We start from the raw sequence: 13,825 nt of genomic DNA on the forward strand, positions 1-13,825 counted from the left end.
GTCCAGGTCACCTCAGCACCGCGGCCCGCAGCCGCGGTGGCCAACTGTTAGCAGCCGGACAATGCTGCGGCGCCCGGCCGGTCGTGCTGCCACGATGACAGCTCACGTGCGCACCGCGTCCCACCAGTGTGCTATAGCGGAAGAAATGATGCGAGGAGGTCGGCGACGATGATCCGGGCCGTGTGGAAAGGAACCGTTCTCGCGGAGGCGCCGCGAACCAGGCGGGTGGAGGGCAACCACTACTTTCCACCCGAATCCGTGAACCGGGCGCACCTGATCGAGAGCCCGACCAGGTCACTGTGCCCGTGGAAGGGCATAGCCCACTATTACACCGTCAGGGTGGGCGACGACGTCAACCCCGACGCCGCCTGGTGCTATCCACATCCGAGTCCGCTGGCCCGCCGGATCAAGAACCATGTCGCCTTTTGGAACGGAGTGACGGTGGAAGGCGAACCCGACGGTGAGCGCCACGACGTGGCGCACCGTGTGGCGTCCTGGTTCGGTGTCAAGGCGGCGCGATGTGATGGCCGGCCGTGAACACTCCGGGTAACCCCCATGTTCCGGCGGTAAGCCGCGACGCCCGGCAGTTGCGCGCGAGCACCGGTCGGCTGGCGGTATGGCGCATCGGCATCATCGGCGGGCTGGTCGGCATGCTGTGCTGCGTCGGGCCGGCCGTCTTGGCTCTCGCCGGAATCATCAGCGCGGGCACGGCGTTCGCGTGGGCGAACGACCTTTATGGCAACTATGCGTGGTGGTTTCGCCTGGGCGGGCTGGCCGTGCTGGCGCTGCTGGTGTGGATCGGGTTGCGTCGACGCAACCAGTGCAGCCTCGATGCGCTCCGGCGACTGCGGTGGCGCTTGGCAGCACTGCTGGTCATCGCCGCCGCCACGTACGGCGCGCTCTACGCGGTGACGACCTGGCTGGAACGATTCGTGTAGCCTTACCGGCCGACCACCGCCGCGGATCTCGTCCTCGGGCTCCTCAAACTCGCCGCAGACGGCCGCGATTTCCCCTACGGAACCAGGAACGCTGTCGAAATAGCGGATTTCCGGCCATCCGCATGGACGCCCCGCAAGAAGAAGTAGCAGCGTCCCGGCGATGTATCCGGTGAGAGCTCGCCGGCATATCCTTGGGCGAGGCCGGCTATCGCGCCTCTGACCGGAGATGGCAGCAGTGGTCCGACGAGAGGTCATGACGGCGTGAGACGGGTCGTTTCATCGCAGCGTTCGCAGCTGGGGCTACTTGTCAGCATTACCGCCCCCATCCTGGGCGTGCTCTATGGCTACGACATGTCGAATATCGCGGGCGCTCTGCGGTACATCACCGCGGCGTTCCACCTCTCGACGCATCAGCAGGAGCTGGTGACCAGCGTGGTGGTGTGGGGCGAGATCGCCGGCGCGATCGCGGGTGGTGCGCTCGCCAACACGCTGGGCAGGAAGAAGTCGATGGTGTTGGTGGTGGTCGCCTACGCGGCGTTCGCGGCGCTGGGGGCGGTGTCGGTGTCGCTGCCGATGCTGCTGGTGGCGCGGTGGCTGCTGGGCGTGGCCATCGGCGTGTCGGTGGTGGTGGTTCCGGTGTTCGTCGCGGAGTCCGCACCAGCGCGGGTGCGGGGTTCGTTGCTCGTCGCCTACCAGCTGGCGACCGTCGCCGGCGTCGTCGTCGGCTACCTGGCCACCTACCTGCTGGCCGGGTCGCACAGCTGGCGGTGGCTGCTGGGTCTGCCGGCGGCGCCGGCCGCGCTGATCACGTTATTGTTGCTGCCCATACCTGACACCGCCCGCTGGTACCTGCTCAAGGGCCGTGTCGATGACGCGCGCCGGACTCTGCTGCGGGTAGAGCCGGCAGCCGACGTCGAAAGCGAACTCACCGAGGTTGCCCGCGCGCTTTCCGAGGAATGCGGCGGCGCGCTCAGCCAGATGCTGCGGCGGCCGTATCTGCGGGCCACGGTCTTCGTGGCCGGGCTCGGTTTCTTCGCGCACATCACCGGCGTCAACGCGGTCGTCTATTACGGTCCACGGCTGTTCGCCGAGATGGGCTTCGCGGGCGACTTCGCGCAGCTCGTCTTGCCGGCACTGGTTCAACTGGCCGGGCTGGCGGCGGTGGCGGTGTTGCTGACGATGGTCGACCGGCTGGGCAGGCGGCCAATTCTGTTGTCCGGCATCGCCATGATGATCACCGCGGATGCCATGCTGGTCGCCGTTTACGCCTTCGGCGCGGATTTTGGTGCCGCTGCGGCGGGGTTCGGGTTCCTCGGCGTGTTGTTGTTTTCGGCCGGCTTCAGTATCGGCTTCGGTTCCTTGATAAGTGTGTACGCGGGCGAGTGTTTTCCGGCACGGTTGCGGTCCATGGGCTCGAGCGTGATGCTCACCTCCGATTTGGCGGCCAACGCCATCGTCGTTTCGGTATTTTTGACGATGCTGCGTTCGCTCGGCGGCGCCGGCACATTCGTGATATTTGGTGTTCTCGCCCTGGTGGCCTTCGGCTTCGTCTATCGGTTTGCCCCCGAGACCAAAGGCAAGCAGCTGGAAGACATCCGCCACCTCTGGGAGAACCGCGATCGTCGGGAGGGGTCGGCGCGTGGGGGTTGCGAACTGTTGCGTGTTGAGTGTAATTAAGTGTGCGTTGGCCTGGCCCAAGTGAAAGCCGACCTGGACGCCAAAGCTGCCGATCCAGGCCATGAGCCGGTGGGCTGGGACCTGGGTTCGTTGCGGTGGGCGTGGAACCGCGCCAACGACATGGTCGCGCCGTGGTGGGCTGAGAATTCCAAAGAGGCCTACTCCTCAGGGCTGGCCGATCTGGCGCGGGCGCTGCAGAACTGGTCGGCCAGCCGCAACGGCACACGGCGAGGTCGCCGTGTGGGCTTTCCGCGTTTCAAATCCGCGCGCCGCGATCCCGGTCGGGTGCGTTTCACCACCGGAACCATGCGAGTCGAGGACGATCGGCGCACCATCACCGTGCCGGTGATCGGGCCGCTGCGATCCAAGGAGAACACCCGCCGGGTGCAACGGCATGTCGCTTCCGGGCGGGCCCGCATTCTGAGCGTGACGCTGTCGCAGCGTTGGGGCCGGTTGTTCGTCTCGATCGGCTACGCGCTGCGCACACCGGCCACCGCGACCACGGTGGCCTCGCCGACCGTGGTCGCCGGCATCGACCTCGGGGTGCGCGCTTTGGCCACCGTCGCCACCCTCGACACCGCCACCGGCGAGCAGACCATTACCGAGTATCCGAATCCGGTCCCGCTGAAAGCCACCCTGGCGGCGCGGCGGCGGCGTGAACTTTCCCGCCGCATCCCCGGATCGCGCGGCCACCGGGCAGCGAAAGCCAAGCTGACCCGGCTGGATCGCCGGTGCGTGCGCCTGCGGCGGCAAGCCGCCCATCGGCTCACCACCGAGCTGGCCGGCGGCTATGGCCACATCGTGATCGAAGACCTCGACGTGGCCGCCATGAAACGCAGCATGGGCCGACGCGCCTACCGGCGCGCCGTCTGCGATGCGGCGATGGGTTCGATCAGGCCGATGCTGGCCTACAAAACCGCCCGCCACGGCGCGGTGCTCACGGTGGCGGATCGCTGGTTCCCATCCAGCCAGATCCATCACGGCTGCGCCCAACCCGACGGCAGCCCGTGCCGGCTGATCGGCAAAGGGCGCATCGACAAGCTGCTGGTGTGTCCGCGCACCGGCGACGTCGTCGACCGCGATCGCAACGCCGCGCTTAATCTCCGTGACTGGCCGGATCACGCCAGTTGTGGTCCAGTCGGGACCACGGCCCCACCGGTACCCGGGCCAACCGCATCGGTTGGCACAGGCCATGGCGCGGACACCGGAACATCCGGTGCCGGCGGAGCATCCGTAAGACCCCGCCCACGCGGGGCCGGATGCGGAGAGGCCAAAACCCAAACCCCGCAAGGGGACGCCGCATGAGCGTGCAACTCAAACACACTCAACGGCAACGGCTTTTGGGTGACCCTGCCGGTGGTTCGTGTCGCCGACCGGGATGGGCTGCCAACTGTTGGGGGTTGAGTGGTCGGTAGTTGTCGGTGGTGTGCTGTAGGAACAGGGGTGTGAATCTTGCGGTGTGGGCTGAGCGCAACGGTGTTGCGCGGGTGGCCGCGTATCGCTGGTTCCACGCCGGGCTGTTGCCGGTGCCGGCGCGGCGAGTGGGTCGGCTGATTGTGGTGGATGAGCCGATCGGCGCGGCTGGCCGAAGATCACGCACGACCGTGTACGCGCGCGGCTCCTGGGCTGATCAGAAGGCTGATTTGGATCGGCAGGTGGCGCGGGTGACCGCGCGGGCCACCGCCCAACAGATCCCGGTCGACAAGGTGGTTGTCGGGGTTGGCTCTGCGTTGAATGGGCGCCGTCGGAAGTTCCTTGCGCTGCTGCGTGACCCGGCAGCGAGTCGGATCGTGGTGGAGCATCGGGGTCGGTTCTGCCGGTGCGGCTCGGAGTACGTGCAGGCGGCGCTGGCCGCCCAGGGCCGTGAGCTGGTGGTGGTCGATTCCGCTGAAGTCGATGACGACCTGGAGGGCGATAGGAGCGAGATCCTCACCAGTATGTGCGCTTGGTTGTATGGCAAACGCGCTGCGCCGAACAGGGCCAAGCGTGCGCTGGCGGCCGCGGCGTCCGACGAGGCGGAGGTGGCCTGAGATGCCGCGTTTCGAGGTGCCCGACGGCTGGTGTGTGCAGGCGTTTCGGTTCAGTGTGCCACGAGCATTAACCCTGCAGGGCTGGAGGTTGTCCTGTGTGGGTTGATGCGCGCTGTGTAGGAGATGGAGGGAGGTCCTCCGGAGTCGCCCTGCAGGGCTAGGCTCCAAACCACCGCGAGCTGCGTCGGTCAAGAGCCGGGGTGGTGAGCGTCGCGGAAAAGGCGCCCTTTGGAGTGCGTCAGGTGTGGGTCAGGAAGGCGAGCGCAAGCAAACCGTTGATGACGTGTCGAAATACGTTGGGGGACACCAAAACCGAGGCGTTGAACCGGTCTCGGGACGAGTTCGGGAGATACCTGCTTACTGCCCGAGCGGTGTCCGGCATGGAGGCGGCGCGAGCCTGGCTCAGGCTTCTGCATGGAACGTGGGAATCTGTCGCCTCGATACGGTCGCCGGGTGTTCGACGGCGGCGAGAGGAAGGTCCCCAAGCGGCGGACACCGCAAGGGGCGGAGTACCGATGCGGGGCACAGAGGCGGACCGTCTCGTAGTAGCGGTGAAGCCCGGTAATGCGGGTGGAGCGAAGGGGACGGGTTATCTGGATGTGGGTACGGGTCAACCAGGATGGCCTGGGAGGAGCCGGTGAGCACATCGACGTGTGCGGCGAAGCCGTTCGATATTTCCAAGTGGGTTGTGTGGGAGGCGTATCGGAGAGTCAAAGCCAACAAGGGTGCAGCCGGGGTCGATGCGGTGTCGCTTGAGGAGTTCGAGAAGGATCGAGACAGAAACCTGTACAAGATCTGGAATCGGATGTCGTCGGGAAGCTACTTCCCGCCCCCGGTCAAGGCGGTGGAAATCCCCAAACCCGGGGGAAAGGGCGTGCGGGTGCTCGGTGTGCCCACGATCGCGGATCGGGTCGCGCAGACGGTGGCCAGGATGTATCTGGAGCCGAAAGTTGAGCCGATCTTTCATCCGGACTCCTACGGCTACCGGCCGTGGAAGTCCGCGTTGGACGCGGTGGGCGCTTGCCGGGAACGTTGCTGGAAGGCCGACTGGGTCGTGGACCTGGATATCAAGGCTTTCTTCGACAGCGTGCCGCACGATTTGATCCTGCGGGCGGTGGAAAAACACACGGATCAGCCGTGGGTTCTGTTGTATGTGCGGCGGTGGCTAACGGCGCCGCTGCAACGGCAGGATGGCGAGCTGATCGAGCGCGATCGTGGAACTCCGCAAGGATCTGCGATCTCCCCATTGCTGGCAAATCTGTTCCTGCACTATGCGTTTGACGCGTGGATGGTCCGGGAACACCCGGAGCTTCAGTTCGAACGCTACTGCGAGGATGCTGTGGTGCACTGCCGCAGCGAGCAGCAGGCCCGGCAGGTTCGCGACGCGATCGCGACCCGGCTGAGGCAGGTCGGTCTGGATTTGCATCCGGACAAGACCCGCATCGTGTACTGCAAGGATGCCAACCGGCCCGGCACTTATCCGGTCCAGCAGTTCAACTTCCTTGGATACACGTTTCGGCCCAGGCTGTCACGGAACAGGCACGGCGTGGGTTTCGTCAACTTCACCCCGGCGGTGAGTCGGGACGCCCTGGTGGCGATCCGGCGTGAGATCCGCGGGTGGCGGTTGCACCTCCGCAGTGATCATTCTCTGAGAGACCTCGCTCGTTTGGTGAACCCGAAAGTGCGAGGCTGGATCAACTACTACGGGCGGTTTTGTCCATCGGAGTTGACCCCCGCTTTCCTGCAGATCAACATGTACCTCCTGCGTTGGTCCACGCGGAAATTCAAACGGTTGCGACAACGCAACGGTCGAGCCTGGCGCAGATGGATCAAGCTCGCTGAGCAGTATCCGGCTCTATTCGCGCACTGGACGATGGGACTACGACCGCATGCGAAATAACAAGAGCCGTGTAAATCGAGAGGTTTACGCACGGTTCTGTGAGGGCCGGGGGGTGCGACTCCCCCCGGCTACTCGACCGCTGGACCCGAACGGGGACCAGGCCCGCGCGCTGGCGCGGCATTTCGGGGCCCGCCGCAAGGCGTTCAACTGGGCCGTGGCCACTCTGAAAGCCGATATCGAAGCCTGGCGCGCCGCCGGTGTTAAGACCGCGAGGCCCTCGCTGCCGGTGTTGCGCAAACGCTGGAATCATGTCAAAGACGAGGTGTGTGTGTCAACAGCCAGACCGGCGCGGTGTGGTGGCCGGAATGCTCGAAAGAGCCATATGCCGATGGCATCGCCGGCGCGGTGGACGCCTACTGGAACTGGCAGAGTTCCCGATCGGGCAAACGCGAGGGCAAGCCGATGGGCTTCCCCCGGTTCAAGAAGAAAGGACGCGACGCCGACCGCGTGACGTTCACCACCGGAGCGATGCGCGTCGAACCGGATCGACGCCACCTCACGTTGCCGCTGATCGGCACCGTCCGCACTCATGAGAGCACCCGCCGCATCGAACGACTCATCGCCAAGGGCCGCGCGCGGGTGCTGGTGATCTCGGTGCGCCGCAACGGCACTCGCCTGGATGCGAGTGCTCGGGTGCTGGTGCAGCGCCCGCTGCAACCCGGGGTCGCGCGACCAGGTTCGCGGGTGGGTGTCGATGTGGGTGTGCGTCGTTTGGCGACGGTCGCCAGCGCTGACGGTCTCGTGATCGAACAGGTGCCGAATCCGCGACCGCTCGGCGCCGCGCTGCGCGAGCTACGCCACGTGCGCCGGGCACGGTCGCGCTGCACGAAAGGCTCACGGCGCTACCGTGAGCGCACCACCGAGATTTCCCGGCTGTATCACCGGCTCAACGATGCCCGCACCCATCACCTGCACGTCCTGACAACACGATTAGCCAAAACCCACGGCCGCATCGTGGTGGAAGCATTAGACGCCGCCGGGATGCTGCGGCAAAGAGGGCTGCCCGGCGCCCGCGCCCGGCGACGGCGGGCACTCTCCGATGCCGCCCTGGGCACCCCGCGCCGGCGCCTGTCCTACAAGGCTGGCTGGTACGGGTCACGGCTGGTGGTCGCTGACCGCTGGTTCCCGTCGAGCAAAACCTGCCACCTTTGTGGGCATGTCCAAGACATCGGATGAGACGAAAAGTGGCAATGTGCCGCGTGCTTGGCGGTCCATCAGCGCGATGACAACGCCGCGATCAACCTCGCGCGCTACCAGGAAACCATTAGCGTCGTCGGCCCAGTTGGGGCCGCCGTCAAGCGTGCAGCCGACCGTAAGACCCGGCCTGGCCGGGCAGGTGGCCGTGAAGCGCGGAAGGGACGCGGCCGCAAGGCCGCCGAACAACCCCGAGACGGGGTGCAAGTCGCGTGACCACTAACGATCACTCACTTGCAACGGTGATCGGGCGACAGCTCAGCGCGCACCGGCGGCGGTCAGGGGCTAGGGCAGCCGTCGAGGTCGCAGCGGTCGGCGGCGATGCGGTGGGCGGTCCACCAGCTGGTGAGTGCTAGCAGCACTAGGACACCGGTCCAGATGAGCGTGGCATGGGGAGCGATCGCGTTCATGGTCGAGGCGCTGCCGGCCGCACCGATCCCGACGACGGCCAGCACGGTTGGCAGCACTGGAGTGCAACACAGGCTCGGAACCACCGCGGCCACCGATTCGAGCACCCCCAGCGCGGCTTTGCCGCCGGCCGCTCTCCGGCTTGCCGCCGCTTGCCGCAGCGCGAAGACCTGCAAGGTGAGCACGGTCGCCAAGCCGATCCCGAGGGCTAGTGAAAACACCAGATCCTGAGCTGTCAGGTGGGCCCAGTTCGACGGGTCAACCCGCATGGTGTGCAGGCCCGGCAGCATTAGGGTGTAGACGGCGGCAGCGGCCACCGCCACTACGGCAAACAGCAGCTGGTAGCCGGGGCGGCGGGCTACCGCAGCCAGCACCGTCATGGATGTCTGGCGGTGATGGCCGGGAGGTGCCGCTGGGCTGCTCGGGTCGGGTCCGGTGGGGGTCATCGAGCCGATGCCAGAGAAACCGGCCACGCTCATCTCCTTCGTTTCCTTCGTTTACGCCCGCCACGGTTCGCGATGGGTCCAGGATTCGGGAACTCCATCTATCCGGATCACCAGATATAATTGTAACATTCGGTTGAACGAATGCAACAGCTGCGGCGGGTACCCGCCCCGCGCATCGACGGAATGTGAGGCGCCACATGCGTTATGACCTCGCCATCATTGGATCTGGTTCGGCGAGCTTCGCCGCGGCCATCGCGGCCACGAGAAAGGGCGCACGGGTGGTGATGATCGAACGCGGGGTGGTCGGCGGCACCTGCGTGAACATCGGCTGCGTGCCGTCCAAGGCGTTGCTGGCCGCGGCCGAGGCCCGCCACACCGCCCTCGCGGCGGGGCGGTTTCCCGGCATCGCCGCCAGCGCCGGTCCGGTCAACGGGGCGGTCCTGATCAGCGGGAAGGATGCGCTGGTGGAGCAGCTGCGCGCCGAGAAGTACGCTGATCTGGCCGCCAGCTACGGCTGGGATATGGTGCGCGGCAGCGCGACGTTCGTCGAGGGTCCCGAGCTGGACGTGACACTCGAGGACGGTGACCATCGCCGGATCGAGGCCGACCACTTCCTGATCGCCACCGGCTCGGCGCCCTGGGCGCCGCCGATCGACGGCCTCGAGCCGGGTGGCTATTTGACCTCGACCACCGCCATGGAGCTCACGGAACTGCCTGCGTCGATGGTGGTGGTCGGCGGCAACGCCGTCGGGCTGGAGCAGGCCCAGCTGTTCGCCCGGCTGGGCACCGAGGTCACCGTCGTCGAAACCTTGGACCGGATCGCCCCTTTCGAGGAACCGGAGATCTCCGCTGGCCTGACCGAGGCGCTCGCCGCCAAGGGCATCACCGCACTGCCCGCCACCACCGTGACCGCGGTGACTCCCGACGCGAACGGTTACACCCTCACCGCCGTCCGTGACGGGGAGGAGACCGCGTTGCGCGGCGAGCAGCTGTTGATCGCCACCGGCCGCCGCCCGGTCACCACCGGACTGGGTTTGGAGCGGGTCGGGGTCAAGATCGGGTTGCGGGGGGAGGTGGTGGTGGATGAGTATCTGCGCACCGACCACGAGCGGATCTGGGCTGCCGGTGATGTCACCGGCGGACCGCAGTTTGTCTACGTCGCCGCCGCCCACGGCACCCTGGTCGCCGACAACGCCCTGGACGGTGCCCGGCGCACCCTGGACTACACCGCCCTGCCGCGGGTCACCTTCACCAGCCCCGCCGTCGCGTCGGTCGGGTTGACCGACGCCCAAGCCGCCGATGCGGGCCTGCACTGCGATTGCCGCGTCTTACCCCTGGCGTATGTGCCGCGCTCGCTGGTCAACCGCGACACCCGCGGGCTGGTGAAACTGGTCGCCGAGGCCGGCACCGGTCGGCTGCTCGGCGTGCACGTGCTCGCCGAGAACGCCGGGGAGATCATCACCGCCGCCACCTACGCCCTGACCGCCGGGTTCACCGTCGATCAGCTCACCCACACCTGGGCCCCCTACCTGACCATGGGCGAATCCCTCAAACTCGCCGCCCAGGCCTATGCCTCCGACGTCAGCAAACTGTCCTGCTGCGCCGGATAACCTACCGCCGCAATGACATACCGGAAGGGATCCCCCGTGGACACCAACGTGAACCGGCTCGCCGCCCGCCTGTCCGAAAGCCTCGCCGCCATCGCGGGCCGCGGGCTCTGGCGCCCGCTGTTGCGGCTGCTCACCCGCGGGCAGCCGGTGACGGTCGAGCAGCTCGCGCAGGCCGCCGGTTGCACCCTCGAGCAGGTCCGCGCCGCGCTTGCCGAGATGCCCGACACCGAATACGACGAGCACGGCCGGGTCGTCGGCAGCGGCCTGACCCTGCGTCCCACCGATCACCGCTTCGAAGTCGGCGGCACCGCGCTGTACACCTGGTGCGCCCTGGACACGCTCGTCTTCCCCACCATTCTGGGTCGCACGGCGTATGTGACCTCCCCCTGCCACGCCACCGGTGTTCCGGTCCGGGTCACCGTCGCGTCCGATCGGATCACCCACGTCGACCCGGACAGCGCGGTCGTCTCGATCGTCACCCCCGAAGCCCCCACCTCGATCCGCGCCGCATTCTGCGACCACGTCCACTTCTTCGCCGGCGCCCAGGCCGCCGCGCCGTGGCTCGCCAGCCATCCCGGCGCCACCGTGCTTCCCGTCGCCGAGGCCCACGATCTCGCCAAGCCCCTGGTGAACGCCCTCCTCGACGCCGCCACCCCGCCGCGCTGCTGCAGCGGCTAGCACCGACGAACCCGCCTTTGAGAAGCGCCCCGCTGAGTCCCCGCACCACGGCACCACCCGGTCTACCGGCAGCCGCCGGCAGGCCAGCGGTGTTTAAGGTGTTCAATCAGCACCACCCGGGCGCCGAGCCGCGCAGCGATCCGGGCCGCGAGCAGCCCGGCCGCGGCGCCGACACCGATCACTACATCCGCCTTGAGCGCATGAGCCCACCTTGCTGCTGCTGTTTTTGAGACGGTGACCCATGGCCTCTCGACCACCAGACCCGCCCACCTGGAGCCGCCCGCGGCAGGCGATGGCGCTGTTCGCCCGAGGCCGGACCGTGCGGACCGCCACCCCGACCGCCGCGCTGGTGGGCACCGTGCTCTCGCTGGTCAACCAGGGCGCGATCATCGCCGGCGGTCACGCCGACGGAGGCACTTGGTTGCGGGTCGCGGTGAACTATTTAGTGCCGTTCTGCGTCGCCAGCGTCGGTTATCTTTCCGCCCACCGCACCCCCCGCCGCCCGCGTCCGGCGGCCGGCCCGAAGTCCACGTCCCGCCCCTGAGCCGCCGCCCCATCGCGCCGCACGACACCGCACTTTCTGCCATCCCGCCGACTAGCAGGGTTGCTGACGGCTGACTGACGAGCATGGGCGGATGATGGGCAACACCTGGCCCCGGGTCGGGGACTATCGAGGCACGGTCCCGGCTGTGCCGTCTCAGCGACTGGGTCTGATCGACACCGCCGGACGCGGCGGCGCCAACGTCGCCGGGGAACGCGAGGGCGTCGCTGTATCTGCTCGCGGCCTCGGTCAGCCCGATGATGTCCCGAGCGGCATCCAGCGTCGCATCGTCGACCAGCCTCGCCATGCCCGCATCAGCGAGCGTGGGGGGCGCTCGCCAGCCTGCCGACCGTTGCATCTGAGTGAGCGTTTGTGAGTCTCATTTAGGAGCTCTCTTTGCGGAGTTGCTTTGTCGCGGGTGCGATTGTGGTTTTGGCCTCACTGCTCGCGGCCTTCCCGTGCGGGCGGGTCTTACGCAAACTCCCCAGGCGATCGGTGGGCCTGATCGTTTGAGCCGCCGTCTCCGGCACCCCTGCCGGAATTGCTGACGAACAGGGCCGTGGCCCTAACTGGGCCACAACTGGCATATCCGGCCAGTCACGGAGGTTGAGCGCAGCATTGCGATCACGGTCAACGACTTCACCGGTGTGCGGGCAGACGAGGTGTTTATCGATTCGGCCCTTGCCTTCCAAGCGGCACGGGCTGGCGTCGGGAAGGTAGCAACCGTGATGGATCTGGCTGGAGGCAAACCAGCGATCCGCCACGATTAGGGTGCTGCCACACCGGGTGGTCTTATAAGCCATCATGGGCGCGACCAACCCCATCGCGGCATCGAAGACCGCGCGCCGGTAGGCGCGTTTCCCCGTGCTGCGTTTCATCGCGGCCACGTCGAGATCCTCGATCACGATCTGGCCGTAGGTGCCCGCCAACTCGGTGGTGAGCCGGTGGGCTGCTTCCCGCCGCAGATGCGCACACCGGCGATCCAGGCGGGTCAGCTTGGTTTTCGCTGCCCGATATCCGTGGGAGCCGGGGATGCGGCGGGAAAGTTCACGATCGGCTCGCCGTCGTGCCGTCAGGGTGGCTTTCAACGGGGCCGGATTTTCATATTCGACAAGTGTTTCGGCGCCTGTCATGCTGTGGCGGGTCGCAACGGTGGCCAGCGTGGGTATACCGAGGCCGACCCCGGCGCGCACCGCCGGTTGGGTCGGCGTTTTTGCCGATTCTGGGGTACGCGGCGCGTAGCTGGCTGAGACGAACAGCCGCCCCCACCGCTGCGACAGGGTCATGCTCAGGATGCGGGCGCGGCCCGCGGCAAGGTGGCGTTGCGCGCGGCGAGTGCGTTCCTTGGCTCGCAGAGCGCCGATCACCGGCACCGTGATCGTGCGGCGGTCGGCCTCGACCCGCGTAGCGCCGGTGGTGAACCGGACCCGGCCCGGGTCTTGGCGCGCGGATTGGAATCGCGGAAAACCGACCCGCCGGCCCTTTCGCGTGCCGTTGCGGCTGGCGCCCCAATTGCTCAACGCCGCCGCCGGATCGGCCAGCCCTAAGGAGTATGCCTCCTTGGAATTTTCGGCCCACCATGGCGCGACCTCGCCCTTCGCCCGGTTCCACGCCTTAGGTAGCAAGCCCAGATCCCAACACCGACTCATGGGCCGGATCAACGGTCTTCGCGTCCAAGCCTGCTTTGATATGCGCCAAGCCCCAGCTGAACGCTTTGCGGCGGGCGCCGAAGTGCGACCGCGCCAATCCGGCGCGGTCATTGCCGGTGGGCCATTCGACCTCACACTTCGCCGCGGTGATAATCCACCCAGTGAGCAACTTCGCACCCGGCGACCCGCTGGCGGCATACCCGTCAGCGCCCCATCGAACAGCTCGAACAGCACTGACACCGACTCCACCGCGCGCCGATGAGCCTCGAAATCCGCGCCCACATCCACGAATCGCGATAATGTCGGTGTGCCATCAGGTTTCGGTTTCCCCGCCAACTGCCTACCACCGGTGATCCCGGCACCCTGTGCAGCCTGAGCGCCGGTGCGCAGCCCCACGGTCACCGTTAGCGCAGCACCTTCAACGCCGCCGGCACGATGGGCACCACGGTGCCATCGCCCACATCGATACGGTGGATTGCGGCACCAGGCAGCACGCCAGCCGCCCAAGCATCGGTGTCACCGCGGCCTTTGATCGCCCAAAGATACGCCTCAGCCAATTCCTGCTCCTCGGCCTCACGTGCAGCGCGGCGCTGCGCGGCGGCGCGTTCAGGCTCGATCTGTCCCCTGCGCCGCTCTTGGGCGGCAACCAACCCGGCGGCCCAGCACGCAGCTCCGCAATACCTCCGGGTGTGATCTGGTGTTCCTTGACGACGCGGACCGGTACGCCCAGGCTTCTGGCGACGCTCTCACGCCC

The 13,825-nt window shown here is 67.2% G+C and carries 10 protein-coding genes and 3 pseudogenes; 10 read left to right on the forward strand and 3 right to left on the reverse strand.

What is annotated here, in order from left to right; genetic code table 11:
* The first annotated feature begins 168 nt into the window (after positions 1–168).
* The 7 genes and pseudogenes from MSM1_RS07660 to tnpB (MSM1_RS07690) all read left to right on the forward strand — a co-directional run bounded on the left by MSM1_RS07660 (position 169) and on the right by tnpB (MSM1_RS07690) (position 7,955).
* A complete protein-coding gene (locus tag MSM1_RS07660) occupies positions 169–537 on the forward strand; it encodes a DUF427 domain-containing protein (protein WP_213440908.1) in 369 nt (122 codons plus the stop codon).
* Between the two features lie 50 nt (positions 538–587).
* The gene (locus tag MSM1_RS07665) at positions 588–938 is read left to right on the forward strand and encodes a hypothetical protein (RefSeq protein WP_213441570.1); all 351 of its coding nucleotides are present in this window, start codon (positions 588–590) and stop codon (positions 936–938) included.
* Between the two features lie 261 nt (positions 939–1,199).
* Positions 1,200–2,615 (forward strand): sugar porter family MFS transporter, encoded by a 1,416-nt coding sequence (locus MSM1_RS07670; RefSeq protein ID WP_213440909.1) that lies wholly within the window; start codon positions 1,200–1,202, stop codon positions 2,613–2,615.
* A 9-nt stretch (positions 2,616–2,624) separates the two neighbouring features.
* A pseudogene (gene tnpB, locus MSM1_RS07675) lies at positions 2,625–3,920 on the forward strand (IS607 family element RNA-guided endonuclease TnpB); the annotation flags it as partial.
* Positions 3,921–4,060: 140 nt separating this feature from the next.
* Positions 4,061–4,645 carry an IS607 family transposase gene (locus MSM1_RS07680; RefSeq protein ID WP_213440910.1) on the forward strand — a complete coding sequence of 195 codons (585 nt, stop codon included), beginning with the start codon at positions 4,061–4,063 and terminating at the stop codon, positions 4,643–4,645.
* 637 nt (positions 4,646–5,282) lie between these two features.
* Complete coding sequence (ltrA, locus tag MSM1_RS07685; protein ID WP_307857303.1) at positions 5,283–6,545, forward strand: group II intron reverse transcriptase/maturase; 1,263 nt, start codon at positions 5,283–5,285, stop codon at positions 6,543–6,545.
* Positions 6,535–7,955 (forward strand): annotated as a pseudogene (tnpB, locus tag MSM1_RS07690) (IS607 family element RNA-guided endonuclease TnpB). Before ltrA ends, tnpB (MSM1_RS07690) begins: the two are co-directional and overlap by 11 nt.
* Before the next feature lie 62 nt (positions 7,956–8,017).
* Here tnpB (MSM1_RS07690) and MSM1_RS07695 read toward each other — a convergent pair.
* Positions 8,018–8,620, reverse strand: a complete 603-nt coding sequence (locus MSM1_RS07695) for a hypothetical protein (protein WP_213440913.1) — start codon at positions 8,618–8,620, stop codon at positions 8,018–8,020.
* Between the two features lie 170 nt (positions 8,621–8,790).
* On the opposite strand from MSM1_RS07695, the gene merA reads away from it, so the two are divergent.
* The 3 genes from merA (at position 8,791) to nrtS (ending at position 11,425) form a co-directional block, all read left to right on the forward strand.
* The gene (gene merA, locus MSM1_RS07700) at positions 8,791–10,203 is read left to right on the forward strand and encodes a mercury(II) reductase (RefSeq protein WP_213440914.1); all 1,413 of its coding nucleotides are present in this window, start codon (positions 8,791–8,793) and stop codon (positions 10,201–10,203) included.
* A 36-nt stretch (positions 10,204–10,239) separates the two neighbouring features.
* The gene (gene merB, locus MSM1_RS07705) at positions 10,240–10,881 is read left to right on the forward strand and encodes an organomercurial lyase MerB (RefSeq protein WP_307857304.1); all 642 of its coding nucleotides are present in this window, start codon (positions 10,240–10,242) and stop codon (positions 10,879–10,881) included.
* A 241-nt stretch (positions 10,882–11,122) separates the two neighbouring features.
* A complete protein-coding gene (gene nrtS / locus MSM1_RS07710; RefSeq protein WP_213440916.1) occupies positions 11,123–11,425 on the forward strand; it encodes a nitrate/nitrite transporter NrtS in 303 nt (100 codons plus the stop codon).
* A 376-nt stretch (positions 11,426–11,801) separates the two neighbouring features.
* Here nrtS and tnpB (MSM1_RS07715) read toward each other — a convergent pair.
* Together tnpB (MSM1_RS07715) and MSM1_RS07720 are read right to left on the reverse strand one after the other, a co-directional pair.
* Positions 11,802–13,473 (reverse strand): annotated as a pseudogene (gene tnpB, locus MSM1_RS07715) (IS607 family element RNA-guided endonuclease TnpB).
* 2 nt (positions 13,474–13,475) lie between these two features.
* Positions 13,476–13,721 carry a hypothetical protein gene (locus MSM1_RS07720; protein WP_213440917.1) on the reverse strand — a complete coding sequence of 82 codons (246 nt, stop codon included), beginning with the start codon at positions 13,719–13,721 and terminating at the stop codon, positions 13,476–13,478.
* Between the last annotated feature and the right edge of the window lie 104 nt (positions 13,722–13,825).

Source organism: Mycobacterium sp. SM1 (genome assembly GCF_018361265.1).
Taxonomy (GTDB): Bacteria; Actinomycetota; Actinomycetes; order Mycobacteriales; family Mycobacteriaceae; genus Mycobacterium.

Excerpts from the sequence above, each read along its gene's own strand:
- MSM1_RS07660 (WP_213440908.1), top strand. The coding sequence starts at position 169 with ATGATCCGGGCCGTGTGGAAAGGAACCGTTCTCGCGGAGGCGCCGCGA.
- merA (WP_213440914.1), top strand. The coding sequence starts at position 8,791 with ATGCGTTATGACCTCGCCATCATTGGATCTGGTTCGGCGAGCTTCGCC.
- nrtS (WP_213440916.1), top strand. The coding sequence starts at position 11,123 with ATGGCCTCTCGACCACCAGACCCGCCCACCTGGAGCCGCCCGCGGCAG.